At 56.4% G+C, this 20476-nt stretch carries 16 protein-coding genes; 5 read left to right on the forward strand and 11 right to left on the reverse strand.

What is annotated here, in order from left to right:
* Positions 1-27: 27 nt before the first annotated feature.
* From CAP31_RS09885 to CAP31_RS09900, 4 genes are read right to left on the reverse strand one after another with little or no spacing between them, the layout of a single operon-like run.
* On the reverse strand, positions 28-435 hold the full coding sequence (locus CAP31_RS09885) for a hypothetical protein (RefSeq protein ID WP_087447380.1): 408 nt from the start codon (positions 433-435) through the stop codon (positions 28-30).
* Entirely contained in the window at positions 432-1130 is a 699-nt protein-coding gene (gene lolD / locus CAP31_RS09890) for a lipoprotein-releasing ABC transporter ATP-binding protein LolD (protein WP_087447381.1), read from the reverse strand. Before lolD ends, CAP31_RS09885 begins: the two co-directional genes overlap by 4 nt.
* Positions 1123-2367 (reverse strand): lipoprotein-releasing ABC transporter permease subunit, encoded by a 1245-nt coding sequence (locus CAP31_RS09895; RefSeq protein ID WP_087447382.1) that lies wholly within the window; start codon positions 2365-2367, stop codon positions 1123-1125. The genes lolD and CAP31_RS09895 overlap by 8 nt, the downstream gene beginning before the upstream one ends.
* A gap of 50 nt (positions 2368-2417) precedes the next feature.
* A complete protein-coding gene (locus tag CAP31_RS09900) occupies positions 2418-4079 on the reverse strand; it encodes an AarF/ABC1/UbiB kinase family protein (RefSeq protein WP_087447383.1) in 1662 nt (553 codons plus the stop codon).
* Between the two features lie 131 nt (positions 4080-4210).
* Here CAP31_RS09900 and CAP31_RS09905 point away from each other — a divergent pair, with 131 nt between their 5' ends.
* The 4 genes from CAP31_RS09905 to CAP31_RS09920 all read left to right on the forward strand — a co-directional run bounded on the left by CAP31_RS09905 (position 4211) and on the right by CAP31_RS09920 (position 9857).
* Positions 4211-4726, forward strand: coding sequence for a C40 family peptidase (locus CAP31_RS09905; RefSeq protein WP_087447384.1), 516 nt, complete (start codon positions 4211-4213; stop codon positions 4724-4726).
* Between the two features lie 13 nt (positions 4727-4739).
* Positions 4740-7271, forward strand: a complete 2532-nt coding sequence (locus CAP31_RS09910) for an ATP-binding protein (protein ID WP_087447385.1) — start codon at positions 4740-4742, stop codon at positions 7269-7271.
* A gap of 85 nt (positions 7272-7356) precedes the next feature.
* The gene (locus CAP31_RS09915) at positions 7357-8928 is read left to right on the forward strand and encodes a peptide chain release factor 3 (protein ID WP_087447386.1); all 1572 of its coding nucleotides are present in this window, start codon (positions 7357-7359) and stop codon (positions 8926-8928) included.
* A gap of 59 nt (positions 8929-8987) precedes the next feature.
* On the forward strand, positions 8988-9857 hold the full coding sequence (locus CAP31_RS09920) for a hypothetical protein (protein WP_223247246.1): 870 nt from the start codon (positions 8988-8990) through the stop codon (positions 9855-9857).
* 11 nt (positions 9858-9868) lie between these two features.
* Here CAP31_RS09920 and CAP31_RS09925 read toward each other — a convergent pair whose 3' ends face one another.
* From CAP31_RS09925 to CAP31_RS09955, 7 genes are all read right to left on the reverse strand, one after another.
* Positions 9869-10747 carry a prephenate dehydrogenase/arogenate dehydrogenase family protein gene (locus tag CAP31_RS09925; protein WP_087447387.1) on the reverse strand — a complete coding sequence of 293 codons (879 nt, stop codon included), beginning with the start codon at positions 10745-10747 and terminating at the stop codon, positions 9869-9871.
* A gap of 79 nt (positions 10748-10826) precedes the next feature.
* Positions 10827-11843 (reverse strand): 3-deoxy-7-phosphoheptulonate synthase, encoded by a 1017-nt coding sequence (gene aroF, locus CAP31_RS09930; RefSeq protein WP_087447388.1) that lies wholly within the window; start codon positions 11841-11843, stop codon positions 10827-10829.
* On the reverse strand, positions 11840-12946 hold the full coding sequence (hisC, locus tag CAP31_RS09935) for a histidinol-phosphate transaminase (protein ID WP_087447389.1): 1107 nt from the start codon (positions 12944-12946) through the stop codon (positions 11840-11842). The genes aroF and hisC overlap by 4 nt, the downstream gene beginning before the upstream one ends.
* Positions 12946-14010 (reverse strand): prephenate dehydratase, encoded by a 1065-nt coding sequence (pheA, locus tag CAP31_RS09940; RefSeq protein ID WP_087447390.1) that lies wholly within the window; start codon positions 14008-14010, stop codon positions 12946-12948. Before pheA ends, hisC begins: the two co-directional genes overlap by 1 nt.
* A gap of 3 nt (positions 14011-14013) precedes the next feature.
* Positions 14014-15096 carry a 3-phosphoserine/phosphohydroxythreonine transaminase gene (gene serC, locus CAP31_RS09945; RefSeq protein WP_087447391.1) on the reverse strand — a complete coding sequence of 361 codons (1083 nt, stop codon included), beginning with the start codon at positions 15094-15096 and terminating at the stop codon, positions 14014-14016.
* A gap of 12 nt (positions 15097-15108) precedes the next feature.
* Positions 15109-17700 (reverse strand): DNA gyrase subunit A, encoded by a 2592-nt coding sequence (gyrA, locus tag CAP31_RS09950; protein ID WP_087447392.1) that lies wholly within the window; start codon positions 17698-17700, stop codon positions 15109-15111.
* Positions 17701-17962: 262 nt separating this feature from the next.
* Entirely contained in the window at positions 17963-19426 is a 1464-nt protein-coding gene (locus CAP31_RS09955; protein ID WP_087447393.1) for a catalase, read from the reverse strand.
* Positions 19427-19636: 210 nt separating this feature from the next.
* Between CAP31_RS09955 and asd the strand changes: the two genes are divergently transcribed.
* Positions 19637-20476: an archaetidylserine decarboxylase gene (gene asd, locus CAP31_RS09960; protein WP_087447394.1), complete on the forward strand. Its 840-nt coding sequence runs from the start codon at positions 19637-19639 to the stop codon at positions 20474-20476.

Raw genomic sequence — 20476 nt, forward strand, 5'->3', positions numbered from 1 at the left:
TATGATAGCTGCAAGCTGCGAAAATTTCTAGCAGATACTCGCAGCCCCCAGCCGATAAGCCTGAATTAGCGCATTTTTCAGCTGCGGATGTTGCATCAGATCAGCTATACCCAATTCGCGCTGTGCTACCGGCTGCAATAAACCGAGCACCTTGCTGTCGCGCCACTTGGCGATAAAAACGTCCTGATCGAATACACCGTTTGCAAGGCAGTCCGCCGCCAGCCCTTGCGCGTTATCGAACACGATTTCGGCATCCCGCATGACTTCATACAGATAGGAATAGGTGTCTATGTCATGCGCCTTGGCCAGCAACGCATGAATGGACGGAAACTCGCCTTTGCTTTCCAGCAAGGCATCCAGATCCAGCGTCATGCGCGGGGCATGGCTTTCACCCTTGTAATCGAACTCAACGTGCACATCGATGGTGTTTTTCATGCCATTGCTTCCCGTCGGTTTTCAACCAGCATACCGTCGTTGAGGCGCAGCACCCGCTGCATTTTGCCGCCAAGTTCGGGATCATGGGTCACCACAAGGAAACTGGTACCGTGTTGCTGGTTGAGCCGGAGCATCAGTTCATGGATACCCTCGGCGGTATGCCGGTCCAGATTGCCGGTAGGCTCGTCGGCCAGCACGCATGCCGGACGGGTAACCAATGCACGGGCGATGGCCGCACGCTGACGCTCGCCGCCGGACAATTCGCCCGGGGTATGGGCCAGACGATGGCCCAACCCGACTTCTTTCAGGATTTCGGCTGCCTGTGCGCGCGCCTCTTGCGGCGCCATGCGGCGAATGAACAGCGGCATCGCCACGTTATCCAGTGCAGTGAATTCGGGCAGCAGATGATGGAACTGGTATACGAAACCCAGGGAGCGGTTGCGCAATTCGCCACGCGCGACTTCGCTCATGCCCTGCATGTTCTGCCCCATGATATTGACCACGCCGCCGGTCGCGCTATCCAGCCCGCCAAGCAGATGCAGCAAGGTCGATTTGCCGGAACCGGACGCGCCCATGATGGCGACGCGCTCGCCAGCGCCGATAGCGATATCCACGCCATTCAGGACCGACACTACCGTCTTGCCCTGGATATAGGATTTGGTCAGCGACTGACAGGAAATAATGGACTTATTCATAACGCAATGCCTCCGCCGGATTGGTACGCGATGCGCGCCAGCTTGGATAAATCGTCGCCAGCCATGACAGCGCCAGCGAGACCAGACCGATCACCGTAACGTCATGCCAGTCGAGCTTGGACGGCAGCTCGCTGATCTGGTACACATCGGCGGAGAGGAATTGCACGCCGAAAGTATGCTCGATAAACGGCACCACCGTGCCAATATTCAGCGCCAGCAACACCCCGCTCACCAGCCCCAGCGCAGTCCCGATGACACCGATCACCGCGCCCTGCACCATGAATATTTTCATGATGCTCAGCGGCGATGCGCCCAGGGTGCGCAGAATGGCGATGTCGGCCTGCTTGTCGGTCACCACCATCACCAGCGTGGACACGATATTGAATGCAGCCACCGCGACGATCAGCAACAGGATCACGAACATCACCCGTTTCTCCATTTGCACGGCGCGGAAGAAATTGCTGTGCGATTGCGTCCAGTCGCGGATGTAATGATCGCCGGTCAGTGTCTTGGTAAGCTGCTGGGAAACCTGCGGCGCACGGTACAGGTCGTCTATTTTCAGACGCAGGCCGGAAACCTTGTCGCCGGTGCGGAACAGTTTTTGCGCATCCTGCATCGCAATCAGCGCGAGGCCGGAATCATATTCGTACATGCCGATCTGGAACAGGCCCACTACCGTGAACTGTTTCAGCCGCGGCACCATTCCTGCCGGGGTCACCTGTCCTTGCGGCGTGATGACGGTGACTTTGTCACCCATCTGCACCCCCAAGGAACGTGCCAGATCCGCGCCCAGCACTATACCCCACTCGCCGGGACGCAATGCACTCAGCTTGCCGGCACGCATCTTGTGACCAATATCGGCGACGCTATCCTCCTCGGCCGGCAGGATGCCCCGCACCAGCGCACCTTGCACCGCCTGATCGTACGCGATCAGACCCTGACCGACGACATAAGGGGCGGTTGCCTGCACTTCCTTCAATTTGCGGCTTTGCGCCGCGACTTGCTGCCAGTCTGCCAGCGTATTGTCGAATCCGCTGATTTCGATATGCGCCGCCACGCCCAGAATGCGGCTGCGCAATTCGTCCTGAAAGCCGTTCATCACCGACAGCACCACAATCAGGGCAGCTACGCCCAGCGCAATGCCCAACATCGAAATCAGGGAGATAAAAGAAATAAAATGATTACGCCGCTTGGCACGGGTATATCGCAACCCGATAAATAATTCGTAAGGCTTCACAGTATCCTATCCAACACGCATTACAAAAAACAGACCGATTTTTCTATTATTCAATTACCGGATCGCCAAATCGACAGTATCACCCACAAACTATTCAGGAACGCCAGCAGGAACCCTATAAACCCCATGAAGCGCCAACCGTCGACTGTCATCACGATAGATGAGCCAATCACCAGCGATGCGGTCAGTATTCCCATGGTGATGCGATTGCTGGCGCGATCGAGCTGCTGCCCGAACTGATCCAGCCGCTTCAGATCGAGGTCGATACGCAGATGCCCGCGCCGCGCCTCGCGCATGAGCCGCGCCAGATCGCGCGGCAAGCCTGCCACCACCTCGAACGCATCCTTTAAACTTCTGCGTCCGCGTTTTATCAGCGCATCGGGAGTATAGCGCTCGGCAATCACGCCACGCACAAAGGGCGTCAGATGATCAACCAGATGGAACTCGGGGTCCAGTTGCTGCCCCAGCCCTTCCAGGGTAATCAACGCCTTGAACAGCAGCGTCAGATCGGCTGGCAGCACCAGCGAATTTTCGCGTATCAATCCGGCGATCTCAGTCAGCATCGCGCCGATTTTAACGTCCTTGAGTTGCAGATTGTCGTAGCCGAACATAAGTTCCGAGACATCATAACCCAGCTTTGCCTCATCGACCTCGCCGTCGCCGGTCCAGTCCATCAGCACCTGCAACATCGCCTCTTCGTCTTTATGCGCCAGCGCATCCAGCAAATTCACCAGCTGCTGGCGACGATAATCGGTCAGCCGCCCCACCATGCCAAAGTCGATCATCCCGATACGGTTACCCGGCAGATAGATCACATTGCCCGGATGCGGATCGGCGTGAAAATAGCCATGCACCAGAATCATTTTCAGCACGAGATCCGCACCACGGGATGCCAGCAATGGCATATCCATCCCCGACGCGCGTACCGCAGCCAGATCGGTACCGGCAATGCCGACCAGCTCCTCCTGCACATTCATCGTCGAACAGGTGTAATCCCAGAATACCTGCGGGATATGCACCGTCTCGTCACCGGCAAAATTCTGGCTGAAACGCTCGATATTATGCGCTTCCATCAGCAGATCCTGCTCCCGGCGCAATGAACGGCGGAATTGCGCCACCATCATCGTCGGCTGATAGCGCCGCGCTTCCGGCATGTCGTGTTCGATCAGGCGGGCAAAGTGCTGCAGAATCCGCAGATCGGCTTCGATTTTCTTGTCGATGCCGGGACGGCGTATCTTGACGATGACGCGCGTGCCATCGAACAGCTCGGCGCGATGCACTTGCGCCATCGATGCTGCTGCAAACGGCTCGCGATCGAATTTCAGGAATGCCTCATCGATAGGCTTGCCCAACAAGGCGACAAGCTCGGCTTCGATCAATTCAAATGCGACAGCCGGCACGTTCGACTGCAGTTTCTCCAACTCGACTATCCATGCGGGCGGCAACAGATCGACCCGCGTAGCCAATACCTGCCCCAACTTGACGAAAGTCGGACCCAATTCTTCCAGCGCCAGGCGCACCCGTATCGCCGGTTCCAGCTGGCTGATTTCAGAAGGCTGGGCGTGCCAATGCAAAATACGCCCGGCACGCTCCAGCACCGTACCGATACCCAGCACCCGTACGAAATCACCCCAGCCGTAACGAATCAGGATACTGGCGATATCATGTAAACGCGACAAGTCGCGCACCACACTAAACGTCTCCCACAACATAGTTCCGGCACCACTCTTTAAATAAAGTCACTACATTCTACCTGCATAATTCGCAACGTAGAAAACCGCATAAAAATCCATGCGGGATATTTCTTTGACCAATCACACAAATTCGATTAAATTACCAAACCATGCGTATTATCAAATTGTTACTTATCTTTGCGCTTTTGATCCCCAGCCTTCCGGGGCGGGCGGACGACGCCTCGCCCAAACCGACGCCTACCCGTACCGAACTGGCACTGTTTGCGATGGGTTTGATCGGCGCCGTGTATAAGCCGGGCGGCGATAATCCCAGTACCGGCATGGACTGCAGCGGCTTTGTCAAATACGTATTCGGCCAGGTCGCCGGCTTGAAGCTGCCGCACAATGCGCTGGCCATGAGCAAAATCAGCACACAAATCGACAAGACCGAACTCAGGCCCGGCGATCTGGTTTTCTTCAAGACCATGAAGAACGCATTTTCCCATGTCGGCATTTATTTGGGCGATAACCGTTTTATCCATGCCGCCAGCAGCAAAACCGGCGTAGTGATGATTTCCCATCTGGATGACCCCTACTGGTCCACCAAGTTCAACGGCGCACGCCGCCTGCTCAACCCGATTTCCGCAATCACCACCATCCCCGACGCCGTTGCTGCCACTGAATAACTCACCGGGCTAGATGAAACAGATCAACCTCAAACTCAGTCTGGCGATTGGTTTTGGCCTCATGCTCGCATTGCTGCTGGCCCTCACCTTACTGGGTCTGGCACAAATGCGCTCCATCAATGCCAAGCTGGAAACCATCGTCACGGTGAACAATTACAAGACCGAACTGATCACCATCATGCGCGATGCGCTGCGCGACCGCACCATCACCCTGCATTCGCTGGTATTGAATACCTCGCCGTTCGATCAGAATGACGAACTCTACGAATTCCACGAAAACAGCGTGCGCTTCGGTCAGGCCTTGCAGGCACTGAATCTGAGCCCGCTCGGCCCAAAGGAACAGCAGCGTCTCGCGCAAATCAGCGAATATGCGAAGATTGCTCAGCCTCTGGGCGTACGTACGGCAGACCTAGCACTGGATCAGCGCAATACCGAAGCCCTGTTTCTTCTGCAGCACAGCACCATCCCCGCCCAGAAGAAGATCCTGGTGGCGCTGGACGATCTGCTGGCATTGCAGCGTAGCGCCAATGCCGATGCCGCAGTTGCCGCATTCAACACTTACGACCAGACCCGGAATTTCGTCATCGTGATGGGCACTGCCGCCGGGCTGGTCGGGCTGTTAATCGCCGTGTTCGTCACACGCCGCGCCGGTCGCCAGGCCGATGAGATCGAAAAACAGAAACTCAAATACCAGACCCTGTTCGAAGCCAATTCCGATGCCATTGTCATTATCGGCAAGAACGGTTTTACTGATTGCAACCCCGCAGCATTGGCCATGTTCAGAATCAAGACGGTAGATGAGTTCATCCGTCGGCCGCCGCACATGCTAGGCGCACCGATCCAGGCTGACGGGCGCAGCGCCGAAACCGTCGCCAATGAAGCCATCCTGCGCGTGCGCAAGGAAGGCTATTACGCTTTCGAGTGGACGGGCATCCGCACCAACGGCCAAACCTTCCCTGCCGAAATCGCGATGTATGCAATGCGCATCGAAGATCAACCGATGATACAGGCCATCATGCGCGATATTACCCAGCGCCGTCAGACCGAACAGAATCTGCAACAGGCTCGCGATGCGGCGCTCGAAGCTGCCCGCATCAAGGCCGAGTTCGTCGCCAACGTCAGTCACGAAATCCGTACGCCGATGAATGCCATCATCGGCATGAGCGGTCTTCTGCTCAAAACGCCACTGGATGCCACCCAGCACGATTACGCCCATACCGTCGACAACGCAGCCAAGACCCTGCTCAAGCTGATTAACGACATTCTCGATTTTTCCAAAATCGAAGCGGGCAAACTCGATATTGAACATATCGCATTCAATCTGCACCAGCATTTACGCGACACCGTGCAGCTCTTCAACCTGCGCGCCACCGAAAAAGATCTGGAATACACACTGGATATCGCAGCCGATGTGCCCGAATTCATTTTCGGCGACCCCTGGCGTATCCGCCAGGTGCTAACCAATCTCATCGACAATGCCATCAAGTTTACCAGTGCCGGCGCGGTGCGCATTCTGGTCGAATTCGACCAGAATCTGCTCATCGTTCGCGTAGAGGACAATGGCATCGGCATTTCCGATGAAGCCAAGTCGCGTCTGTTCCAGGCATTCTCCCAGGCCGACGGCTCCACTACGCGCAAATATGGCGGTACCGGACTGGGTCTGACGATCAGCAAGCAGCTGATCGAATTGATGGGGGGTGAAATCGGCGTAAACGACCATCGCACGCAGGGCAGCTGTTTCTGGTTCAGTCTGCCGGTCATGCCCGCTGCCGCCGCCGATGTTGACAGCGCTACGCCCATAATCGTACCGCACTTCGCCAACCAGCGCATTCTGGTGGTCGATGACAATGCGATTAACCGCAAGGTCATGTACCACCTGCTGATGTCGCTGGGTCTGCAAGTCGATACCGCAGCCAATGGCAAGGAAGCCGTCGAGCGCTGCATCGCGCAGCATTACGATCTGGTGCTGATGGATTGCCAAATGCCGGAAATGGATGGCTTCGCCGCCACAAGCACTATCCGCAACGTTGCTCCGCACACCGGCGCCATCATTGCGATGACTGCGAACACCCAGCCGGATACCCGGGATAACTGCCTGATTGCCGGCATGCAGGACTATCTCAGCAAACCGGTGCTCGAAGCCGACCTCATCAGGCTGTTCGAGCATTGGCTTAATACAACCGGTACCGCAACTTCGCCCCCGCTCGATATTGACAAACTGCGGCAGCTATTCCGTCGGGACGATGCCCTGATCCGGGAATTGCTCCAACTGTATCTGGGCACCAGCGCACCTCTGATCGAACAGCTCGAACAAGGCATTGCCGCCCGTAATCCGGCGGCCACACGCTACGCCCACGAACTGAAGGGCGCTGCCGCCTACATCAGCGCACTGACGACATCCATGCTTTGCGAGGCCATTGAGCACGCGATTAAAACCAATGACTGGGAAAGCGCGGAGGCCCGCATTAGCGAACTGAAAGCTGTATTTCTGGAAACCAGGAATTTTATTCAGCAATACCTGCAAACAGACATCGCATCACTTTAACTCGCCGCATCCCGCCTGATAAGCAACTGTTTTCAGGGTTATAGTTTATAATCTTGCCTTTGCCTGTTTGTCCTACTGTCAGCCCATGTCCATCGACTCAGAAATTCGCCGCCGCCGTACCTTTGCCATCATCTCTCACCCCGACGCCGGTAAAACCACACTCACAGAAAAACTGTTATGGTTCGGTGGCGCGATCCAGGTGGCAGGCGAAGTCCGGGCGCGCAAGGCGAGTCGTCATGCCACCTCCGACTGGATGGAACTGGAAAAGCAGCGCGGCATTTCGGTGACGTCGTCGGTGATGCAGTTCCCTTACCGCGAGCACATCATCAACCTGCTCGATACGCCGGGCCACGAAGATTTCTCTGAAGACACCTATCGCACACTAACCGCCGTCGACTCGGCGGTGATGGTGATTGACTCGGTCAACGGCGTCGAAGCGCAGACCATCAAGCTGCTCAACGTGTGCCGCATGCGCGACACTCCAATTATTACTTTCATCAACAAGCTCGACCGCGAAGGTCGCTCGCCGATCGAACTGCTGGATGAAATCGAATCGGTGCTGGGCATGCAATGCGCACCGATGACCTGGCCGATCGGCATGGGCAAACGCTTTCGCGGCGTGTATCACCTGTACGACGACACCGTGCTGGTATTCGATCCGCAGGCGGAAAAAGGCACCAGCGAGATCATAAAGGGGCTGGATAATCCGCGCCTGGACGAGTTCATCGGCGACCAGGCCGACGAATTGCGCATTGAAGTCGAGCTGGTACGCGGCGCATCGCACACTTTCAATGCCGAAGCTTACCTGTCCGGCAAGCAGACCCCGGTACTGTTTGGTTCCGCGGTGAACAATTTCGGCGTGCAGATGATGCTCGATGCCGTGGTCGATCTGTCCCCGGCGCCGTTGCCGCGCGCCACCGAATCGCGCCAGGTGGAACCCGCCGAGCCTAAATTCTCCGGCTTCGTATTCAAGATACAGGCCAACATGGACCCAAAACACCGCGACCGTATCGCCTTCCTGCGCGTATGTTCAGGCCGTTTTGACCGCGGCATGAAGATCAAGCAGATATCCACCGGAAAATTCATGGCGGTCAACAACGCCATTACCTTCATGGCGCAGGACCGCAATACCGCCGACGAAGCTTACGCCGGCGACATTATCGGCATACCCAACCACGGCACAATCCGTCTGGGCGACACCTTCACCGAAAACGAAAACCTGAAATTCACCGGCATACCGTCGTTTGCGCCGGAATATTTCCGCAAGGCGCGGATAAAGAATCCGCTAAAAATGAAACAGCTACAGAAAGGCCTGCAACAGCTGGCCGAAGAAGGCGCCACTCAGCTGTTCCGTCCTATTTCATCGAACGACTTGATCCTGGGCGCAGTGGGTACCCTGCAGTTCGACGTGGTCGCGCACCGGCTGGAATTCGAATACGGCGTCGACGTGCTGTTCGAGGGCTGCGAATTCGCCACCGCACGCTGGTTGCGCGGCTCCGAGGCCGACCTCAAGCAATTGGTGGACAAATACGGGTTCAACGTCGCGCTGGACGGCGCAAACCAGTATGTCTATCTGGCACCGAACCGGGTCAATCTGACCATGACCCAGGAACGTTTCCCCGATGTAAAATTCCTGGAAACCCGGGAGATTTATTGAACATGGCTACGGGAACGATGTCCTATAGCGGACGACACAAATAACATTGTTCCCTAAACATGCTTAACCATCCTGTCCCGTCAACCAATCAGAATTGGTTTAAAGCCCCGCCAAAACGCAAGAATACCAGTCTTGAAATCAGCATTAGCCGCAACACGCTTATCGGCATTATCGTGTCGCTGCTCATCCATGCGCTCCTGCTGTTTTTATATGTCCGCACGCCTGTACAGATGAACATGGGTGAGCCCGGCGATCAGACGCTCAGCGTGCAGCTCAGCCCGTTACCTGCTCCAAAACCGCAGGTTCCGGTCTTGAAACCGCAAGCTGAGGTCAAGCCCGCGCCGGTTAAAAACAAGAAATTGCACAAGCCCAGGACTTTGCCGCCTGCCTCGCCCCCTGTTCTCGCTGCCCGGACCAGAACAGCACCACCGATGCCGACCCCTGCACCTGAGACCGCCCCGGCCAGCAACGCCGCGCCTACCGACATGAGCAGCTATATCAATGCAGTGAGGGCAAAACGTGCAGCCGAATCCGGCGCTCCTCCCGCAGAACCGCAACCAAGCGCCGATGATATCCGCATGGCCAACATCAAACGCAATTTGCAATCCCAGGGCGGCGGCTTATTCCAGATATTGCGGGTAGGCAACAACACCGCCAGCTTCCTGTTCCGTGGCTGGGGCAACACTTATACCAGCCCCCTGCATGAAACCATTTATGTACAGGCGGACGGCAATACCGATATCCAGCACGCTGTTATCCGCAAGATGATCAGCATCATCCGCCAGCGGCAGACTGGCGATTTCACCTGGGAATCGATGCGTCTGGGTCGGGTGGTGACTTTATCCGCGCGTCCTGAAGACAACGCGGGTCTGGAAGATTTTCTGATGAGTGAATTTTTCGGAACAGACCTCAAACCGTCAGCGCAATAGCCTGACCATTATCAGTCCGTAATACGCGCGGCCCAGTTCTGCCGTGCCTGTTGCGCATTGCTGAACACCTGATTAAGCGCCGCACTGTCCAGATTAGCCAGCGCCTCACGCAGCTTATCGAGCTGCGCCTGATACGCATCCAGCTCGGCCAATAACGCTGGCTGGTTGGCAAGCGCAATATCACGCCACATCTCCGGACTGCTGCCAGCGATACGGGTGAAATCACGAAAACCGCTGGCGGCGAAGCCGAATAACTGATCTGCGTTATCGCGCTGTGCGATCATGTCCACCAGCGCAAAAGCCAGCAAATGCGGCAAATGGCTGACTGCGGCAAAGATCGCATCGTGCTCTGCGGCACTCATGCGACTGATGTTCGCACCGCAAGCCTGCCACATGGCCGTGACCCGCGCGATGGCGTCGGGATGCGTGGCAGCCAGCGGCGTCAGCACCAGATTTCTGGATTGATAGAGATCGGCGCGAGCCGCACTGGCGCCGCTCAGCTCCGCACCGGCAATAGGATGGGCCGGTACGCAATAGGCAAGATGCGCGCCCAGATGCTGCTGCATCAGGGCAGCCACATCCTGCTTGGTACTGCCCGCGTCGGTGACGATGGCATGAGCGGCAAGATGAGGCGCGATGGTTTGCATGATGCCCGCCATCTGGCCGACAGGAACCGCGAGCAATACGACATCGGCATCGCGCACGGCGTCGGCCGCATCGGCAGCAATGCGGTCAATGATACCGAGCTTGATGGCGTCCTCGAGATTGGCAGTGCTGCGACCGACACCGACGACCTCGCCTACCGCACCCGCCTGTTTTAGCGCCAGAGCAACCGAGCCGCCGATAAGGCCAACCCCGAACAGGGCGAGTTTAGGGAGAGCAACAGTCATTTATGCCAATCTTGAAATACGAAGAAAAAACAGATGCATTACTGGCCGGATGCAAAATCTCGCACCCGGCCGCCATACTTTAGATGTCGCGGCCAAGTATCTTGGCGATACCGCCCAATTCGCCCATCAGCGTTTTCAATTCACTCGGAGTCAATGCCTGATCGGCATCACACCAGGCTTCGCAAGGCGTGGGATGCATTTCCACCAGCAGGCCGTCGGCGCCAGCCGCAATCGCAGCACGTGATAGTGCCGGCACCATCCATGCCTTGCCGCCGGCATGCGACGGATCGACGATTACCGGCAAGTGAGTTTCTTTTTTCAGCACCGGGATCGCGGTAACGTCCAGCACATTGCGATAGTAGGTTTCGAAAGTGCGGATGCCGCGCTCGCAGAAAATGATGTTGTGGTTACCCGCCGCTGCGATGTACTCGGCAGCCATCAGCCATTCGGAAATGGTGGCCGACATGCCGCGTTTCAGGATAACCGGCTTGTCGACACGTCCCACTTCCTTGAGCAAATCGAAGTTCTGCATGTTGCGCGTACCGATCTGGATGACATCCACGTCCCATTCCATGAAGGTGTCGAGCATACGCACGTCCATCAGCTCGGTGACGATAGGCAAGCCCTGCGCATCGGCAGCCTTGCGGAACATTTCCAGACCCTCGACGCCCTTGCCCTGGAACGAATACGGGCTGGTACGCGGCTTGAACGCGCCGCCACGCATCAAACGGCAACCCGCCTCTTTGACATACCGGGCCGAATCGTCCATCTGTTGCTGGGTTTCGACGGAACAAGGACCGGCAATGATCTGCACGGTATTGCCGCCCAACGGCACACCCTTGATGTCGATAACGGTGTTTTCCTTGTGCCATTCGCGGGCCACGATCTTGTAGGGCTTGACGATATGCATGGACTGCTCGACACCGGGCAGTGCGTCGATCGATTCCTGATCGATGGCGCGCTCGTCGCCGATCGCGCCGATGATGGTGCGCTCCACGCCGCGCGAAATATTGGCTTCGCAGCTGTATTCCTTGATTTTTTTGACCACTGCTTCGATCTGCTGCTCACTGGCACCTGGGCTCATTACGATAATCATGCTTGCTCCTTAACGACGTCTTCCAACGCCTGCAAAAATTGGTTGTTTTCTGACGCCAGCCCTATGCTGACGCGCAAATATTCGGGCATTCCGTAATTGCCGACGGGGCGGACAATCACGCCGTGTTCCAGCAAGCGTCGGTACATCGCCGTGGCATTGCCGATGCGTATCGCCAGGAAATTGGCAAACGACGGAATATAATCTATCCCCAGCAACATCAATCCCTGGGTAAGCTGGCGCATGCCCAGCTGGTTCAATGCATAGCTACGCGCGATGAATTCATCATCATTGAGTGCAGCAGCCGCGGCTGCCAGCGCCAGATTGTTGACGTTGAACGGCTGGCGCACACGGTTCATCATATCAGCTACGGCAGCGCTTGCCAGCGCGTATCCGACACGCAGTCCCGCCAGACCGTAGGCCTTGGAGAACGTCCGGGTCACAATCAGATTCGGAAAACGCGACAGCCAGGTCAGCGCATCCGACTTCAGCGTCTCGGGCAAATACTCACCATAGGCTTCATCCAGTACGACCAGCACGTTAGCCGGTACTTTTTCCAGGAACGCCGACAGATCGGCGTTGGACAGCAAAGTGCCGGTAGGATTGTTCGGATTGGCGATGAATATCATGCGTGTATCCGCACGTACCGCAGCCAGCATCGCATCCAGATCATGGCCATAATCGCGGGCAGGCGCCTCGATACCTTCTGCCCCCGCGGCCAATACGGCCAGCGGATACACTGCAAAGGCGTGTTCCGAATACACTGCCGATGTGCCCGAGCCGAGGAAGGCCCGCGCTGCCATTTCCAGTACATCATTGGAACCGTTGCCGAGCACGATCTGATTGACATCGACACCCAGCCTGGCTGACAGTGCCGCCTTGAGATCGAAACCGCTGCCATCCGGATAACGCGCCAGCTGCTCGAGCTCGGCGTCTATCGCCGCCAGCGCCTTGGGACTGGCGCCCAGCGGATTTTCATTGGATGCCAGCTTTACAATACGATGCGGCTCCAGCCCCAGTTCGCGCGCAAGTTCGGCGATGGGCTTACCCGGCTGATACGGGGCGATCGCACGGACATAAGAAGGCGCGAGGTCACACAAATTCATTACAGAACACCTATCGGGTAAGACCCTAATAATTTCAGGAACGCCGCTCTGGCCGCCAATTCCGACAACGCTGCAGCGACAGCTGGATCATCGCGATGGCCTTCGATATCCACAAAGAACACATATTCCCATAACCCCGAACGCGCCGGGCGCGATTCCAGTTTGGTCAGCGATATCCCATGACGAGCGAACGGCTGCAACAATTCCACAATCGTGCCGGGCAGATTAAGCGCAGACATCACCAATGAGGTCTTGTCGTGACCGGAGATCGCCGCGTCATGCTTGCCCAGCACCAGGAAACGCGTGGTATTGTTCGGCTCGTCTTCAATGTTATCGAACAGACGCTGCAAACCGTAGATTTCAGCTGCGATGTCGCCCGCGACGGCCAATGCCGCTTCATCCGCTGCCGCCATTTGCGCCGCCTCGGCATTGCTCGCCACCTGTACACGCGGCACGCCTGGCAAATGGCGATTCAGCCACTCATGACATTGCGCCAGGGACTGCCCGTGCGAATAAATCACCTTGACGCCGTCCAGCCCGGAAATCTTGCGCAGCAGCGATTGGTGTATGCGCAAATCCACCTCGCCGCAAATCTTCAACGGTGTATCCTGCAGCAGGTCCAGCGTGCGGTTCACCGCACCTTCAGTCGAATTCTCCACCGGCACGATGCCGTAATCGGCACCACCCGCATTGACTTCGCTAAACACCTCGTCAATCGAGGCACAAGAACGCGTCTCTGCGGCGTGACCGAACTGCTTGATCGCAGCCGCCTGACTGAATGTACCTTGCGGCCCCAGAAACGCCACGGAAAGCGGCTTTTCCAGCGCCAGGCAGGCCGACATGATTTCACGGAACAGCCGCGCAGCGGTCTCGTCCGCCAATGGCCCCAGGTTCAATTCCTTGATCCTGCGCAATACCTGCGCCTCGCGCTCGGGCCGGTACACCGTACCGTTCTTCAACCGGCCTATCGTTTGCGCATGACGTGCGCGCTGATTGATGAGGGTTAATACCTGCTCATCAATGGCATCAATCTGGGCACGAATCTGCTGTAAATCTTCTGACATCGCTCAGCCTTGTTGTCGCACAAAATCCCGCATGTATTCAACCAGCGCCTGCACCCCGGCCATCGGCATGGCATTATAGATGGAAGCACGCATGCCGCCCGCCAGCTTATGCCCCTTCAGTTGCAGCAGGCCGCGCTGCTGTGCTCCCTTGAGGAAAGCCTCATCCAGCGCAGGGTCCCGCAGCGTGAAAGGAATGTTCATGCGCGAACGGTTCTCACGCGCAACGGAGCTGCCGTAAAAATCACTGGCATCCAGATAATCATACAGCAGATCGGATTTGGCGATATTGCGCTGCTCCATCGCGGCCAGGCCGCCCTCGCGCTTTAGCAGGGCAAACACCAGACCGGCAATATACATCGCATAAGTCGGCGGTGTGTTGTACATCGAGTCATGCTGGGCATGGGTACGGTAATTATACATCGTCGGTGTAGCCGCCAGCGCATTGCCGATCAGATCGTCGCGCACGATGACGATGGTCAATCCGGCCGGACCGATATTCTTTTGCGCGCCTGCATAGATCAGACCGAAACGGCTGACATCAATCGGTTTGGACAAGATATTCGACGACATGTCCGCCACCAGAGGCACTTCCCCGGTATCCGGCGTCCAGTGGAACTCTACCCCGCCTATGGTCTCATTCGGTGTGTAATGCACATATGCGGCGTTGCGATCAAGCCGCCATTCGGCCTGGGCCGGCGCATAGCTGAAATTCCTGTCCGCGCTGCTGGCTGCCACATTCACGTTGGCATAGCGACGGGCTTCATCGATGGCTTTTTCCGACCAGATGCCGGTATTGATGTAGTCCACGCTGGTTTTGCCGCGCAACAGATTCATCGGCACCATCGAAAACTGCGACGATGCACCGCCTTGCAGGAACAGCACCTTGTAGTTGGCCGGGATGCTCATGAGCTCGCGCAAGTCCGCTTCAGCCTGATGCGCGATCCCGGTAAATTCCTTGCCGCGATGGCTCATTTCCATCACCGACATGCCCGAACCATGCCAGTCCAGCATTTCGTCGCGCGCCTGTTCCAGCACCGGCTTTGGCAATACAGCAGGACCGGCGCTGAAATTAAAAATTTCGCTCATGTATTGGCCCTATCAAATATCCAGTTGACCGTTGGGACTGTCAGCCGGCGCCTCTTCGTCATCATCACGCTCCAGTACGCGTTCGACACCGATCAGTTTCTGTCCGTCATCCAGATTGATCAGGGTGACGCCCTGGGTAGCACGACCCATTTCACGCATTTCCTTGACACGGGTCCGGATCAGCACGCCGCCGTTGGTGATCAGCATGATTTCATCATCCGGCTCAACCAGCGTCGCCGCCACCACACGCCCATTGCGCTTGGTGGTCTGAATCGCGATCATGCCCTGGGTACCGCGGCCATGCCGGGTGTACTCGGCAATATTGGTGCGCTTGCCGTAACCGTTTTCGGTGGCGGTAAGCACGGACTGCTGTTCGTTCTCGGCAACCAGCAGGGAAATCACTTTCTGATCGGTCCCCAGCTTCATACCGCGCACGCCCCGCGCACCGCGGCCCATCGAACGCACATCGTTCTCGTCGAAGCGCACGGCCTTGCCGCCATTGGAGAACAGCATGATGTCGTGATTGCCTTCGGTAACCGCAACCCCGACCAGATAATCGCCTTCATCCAGACCCACCGCGATAATGCCGGCACGGCGCGGGTTACCGAATTCGGACAGCGTGGTTTTCTTCACCACGCCATTCGCGGTTGCCATGAATACATAACGGTTATCCACGAACTCCTTGACTGGCAGAATCGCGTTGATTTTCTCGCCTTCAGACAATGACAGCAGGTTGACAATCGGCTTGCCTCGCGAAATACGGCTGCCTTGCGGCACTTCATACACCTTGACCCAGTACACGCGGCCGAAGTTGGAGAAGCACAGGATGTAATCATGGCTGTTCGCAATGAACAGGCGTTCGATAAAGTCGTCATCCTTGGTCGGCGCTGCCTGCTTGCCGCGGCCACCGCGTTTTTGCGCACGGTAATCATCCAGCGGCTGCGACTTCATGTAACCGCCGTGGGACAAGGTCACGACCATGTCCTGCGGCGTAATCAGGTCTTCCAGACTCAAGTCTTGCGCATACACCACGATTTCCGAGCGACGCTTGTCACCGAACTGCTGCTTGATCAGGCCGATTTCCTCGACGATGATGGCGGTAATCCGTTCCGGTTTAGCCAGAATATCCAGCAAATCGGCAATTTTTGCGACCACTTCCTTGTATTCGCTGAGGATTTTATCCTGTTCCAACCCGGTCAAACGTTGCAAACGCAGTTCCAGGATTGCCTGCGCTTGTGCATCCGACAAGCGATAGCCGTCTTTGGAGAAGCCGAATTCGATCGCCAGACCATCCGGACGGAACGCATTGGCGTCTGCCACTGCGCGCGACAGCATCTCTTCGACCAGCTGCGAACGCCAGGTTCTACCCATCAGGCCTTCCTTGGCCACCGCAGGGGTAGGCGCGGCCTTGATCAGCGCAATGATGTCATCCACGTTGGACAACGCCACGGCCAGGCCTTCCAGAATATGCCCGCGCTCGCGGGCTTTCTTCAGCTCGAATACGGTACGGCGCGTCACCACTTCGCGGCGGTGACGCAGGAACGCATCCAGCATCTGCTTGAGGTTCAGCAGGCGCGGCTGGTTATCGACCAGCGCCACCATGTTCATGCCGAAGCTGTCCTGCATCTGCGTGTGCTTGTACAGGTTGTTCAGAACCACCTCGGGCACTTCGCCGCGCTTCAGCTCGATCACCACGCGCATACCGGATTTATCCGATTCGTCGCGCAGATCGGAAATGCCTTCGATGCGCTTCTCGCGCACCAGCTCGCCGATCTTGATCAGCAGATTGGCCTTGTTGACCTGGTACGGCAATTCATCGACGATGATGGACTGGCGATTCCCGGCCTTGTCCAGATCCTCGAAATGGGTACGCGCACGAATCACCACACGACCGCGGCCGGTGCGATAACCTTCGCGCACGCCCACCAGGCCGTAAATGATGCCCGCGGTCGGGAAATCAGGCGCTTTGACAATATCGATCAATGCCTCGATATCGGTTTCCGGCTCCTGTAACAGGGTCAGACACGCATCGCACACATCCGTCAGATTATGCGGCGGAATATTCGTCGCCATGCCCACCGCGATGCCGGAAGAACCGTTAATCAGCAGATTCGGGATTTTGGCCGGCAATATCAGCGGCTCATGTTCGGAACCGTCGTAGTTAGGTCCGAAATCAACGGTTTCCTTGTCCAGATCCGCCAGCAATTCGTGGGCAATCCTGGACATGCGGATTTCGGTATAACGCATTGCCGCCGCGTTATCACCGTCGACCGAACCGAAGTTACCCTGACCATCGACCAGCGGATAACGCAGCGAAAAATCCTGCGCCATGCGCACAATGGTGTCATACACGGCAGTATCGCCGTGCGGATGGTATTTACCGATGACGTCACCGACGATACGCGCCGATTTTTTGTAAGCCTTGTTCCAGTCATTGGACAACTCGTGCATGGCAAACAGAACACGACGATGCACCGGTTTCAGGCCGTCACGCACATCGGGTAGGGCACGCCCCACGATCACGCTCATGGCGTAATCGAGATAAGAGCGGCGCATTTCTTCTTCGAGACTGACGGGAAGCGTTTCTTTAGCGAAAGATTCCATTGCGTAGTGATTTTTATGTGAACGGATAATCCCGTGATTTTAGCACGGGCGGCGCATTCGGTGAAACCCGATCACACCACCCGAGATTATTAAATAGCCAATAAACCGATACCTAGCATGGCTACAGCTTCAAAAATCGAAATCGGAAGTAATTTAATCATGTTCATGATAATAATCTCCTTTGCCTATCTCAGCATTCCAGCCTGATTACAGGGACTACCGCACAAGCGCCTGAGGAAACTAACGATCCAGTCACTCAGGATCAAATCGACACTTCCGCCATCGCCACGCCCAATGCAGCGGCGACACGACTGCCATAATCCGGATCAGCCCGATAGAAATGCGCTATCTGCCTGATCTGAATAAACCGCGGTACCGGCGCTAATGCACCAGCCAGATTACCAATCAGTTGCGCCTGTTGATCTGCATTCATCAAGCGATACAAATTACCCGCCTGGGTGTAATCATCATTGCCCGCACGATGGTCGTAGCGATCCGCATCGCCATCAACGCGCAATGGCGGCTCTTTATAAGCAGCATTATCAGCAGGCCCATCAAAGCTGTTAGGCTGGTAATTCACCGCACCATCGTAATTGCCATCAAACCGCGTTTGGCCGTCACGGTGGTAAGTATGCACAGGACAATGCGGTTTATTGACCGATAGCGCGGCATAATTGATGCCAATACGATAACGATGCGCATCCGGGTAAGATAATATCCGCGCCTGCAACATTTTGTCCGGCGACACGCCCATACCGGGCGGGGTATTGCCCGGCTCAAACGCGGCCTGCTCGACTTCGGCAAAATAGTTTTGCGGGTTACGGTTCAGCTCCAGCACACCAACATCCATTGGCGGGTAGTCTTTATGCGGCCATACCTTGGTCAAATCAAACGGGTTGATTGCATAAGTATCCGCCTCCCGCTCCGGCATGATTTGCACCTGCACCTTCCATTGCGGAAATTCGCCACGCGCAATCGCATCATGCAGATCACGCCGATGGAAATCCAGGTCGGTACTCGCGATTTTTGCCGCCTCGGCATCGGTCAGGGTTTTAATGCCTTGCAGGGTTTTAAAGTGCCACTTCACCCAATAACGCTCGCCATTGGCATTCCACAAGCTGTAAGTGTGACTGGAATAACCGTTCATATGACGGTAATCGGCTGGAATACCGCGATCGGAAAACAATGTGGTAACCTGATGCAAAGATTCCGGCGACAAGCTCCAGAAATCCCATTGCATGGTGTTATCGCGCAAACCCGTCGCTGGATGACGTTTCTGTGAATGAATAAAGTCGGAAAATTTCAGCGGGTCACGTACAAAAAACACCGGGGTATTATTCCCCACCATATCCCAATTACCTTCTTCGGTATAAAACTTGAGCGCAAAGCCACGCGGATCGCGTGCCGTATCAGCGGAACCCTGTTCCCCCGCTACCGTGGAAAAACGCGCAAACACCTCGCACTGATTACCGACCTTACCAAACAGCTTGGCAACGGTATAGCGTGAAATATCACCCGTCACCGTAAATTTACCGAACGCACCTGCACCCTTGGCATGCACCACCCGCTCAGGCACACGCTCACGATTAAAATGCGCCATCTTCTCCATCAATTGATAGTCCTGCATCAGCACGGGACCGCGGGCTCCCGCAGTTTGTGAATTCTGATTATCCGCGACCGGCACGCCCGCAGTTGTCGTCATGGTTACAAATGGGCATTTACTCATCATCATCTCCTTCATTAGGGTTTCAGATACAACCGCCAGCATCCTGATTAACGTTTTTGGCAGTTACATTTAAGACCAAACCGTAGCGATTTCCCAATGAGATATTTCAACCGTCTCGATAGCGATAAACTATGACTGCCGCACATTACTGAAAGACATATCCTGTGCCTTTGTTATAATGCGCGACTGACTTTTGATTAGGTAGTTACCGTGTCCGAACGTTTCGCCGTATTGCTGCAACACCTGTCGCCCAAGCGGGCACTTACCGATTTCGCCGGGCTGATGGCCAATTCCCGCCACCCCGGGCTGTCGCAGTACCTGATCCGCTGGTTTCTCGGGCGTTACGACGTCAATATGGCCGAAGCCGCCAATCCGGACATCAGCAGCTACGGCAGTTACAATGAATTCTTCACCCGCGCGTTGCGCAGCGATGCGCGCCCGCTGGCTGCAGCCGGTTTCGTGTCGCCGGTGGATGGCGCGATCAGCCAGTTCGGCAATATCGAACAAGACCAGATATTCCAGGCCAAAGGCCATCACTACTCGACTACCGCGCTGGTAGGCGGCGACCGCGAGCTGGCCGCACAATTCGAAAACGGCCTGTTCGCCACACTGTATCTCAGCCCCAAGGATTACCACCGCGTGCACATGCCCTGCGCCGGCCGCCTGATGCGCATGATCTACGTGCCGGGCAGTCTGTATTCGGTGAATCCGGTCACAGCGCGCGGCGTGCCCGGATTATTTGCCCGCAATGAACGCGTGGTATGCGTATTCGAATCCAGCCACGGTCCGTTTGTATTGGTACTGGTAGGCGCCACCATCGTCGGCAGCATGGCGACGGTGTGGCACGGCATCGTCAATCCGCCGCGCACCGGTGAAGTACGCGAATGGCACTACGACGATCAGCACATCCTGTTGAACAAAGGCGAGGAAATGGGGCGTTTTCTGCTCGGCTCTACCGTGGTGATGCTGTTCCCCAAAGACACCCTGCAGTTCAACCCGGCATGGGCACCCGAGCGCCCGGTGCGCATGGGCGAGATGATGGGGCAGTAA

It is taken from the genome of Sulfuriferula sp. AH1 (assembly GCF_002162035.1).
GTDB lineage: Bacteria > Pseudomonadota > Gammaproteobacteria > Burkholderiales > Sulfuriferulaceae > Sulfuriferula.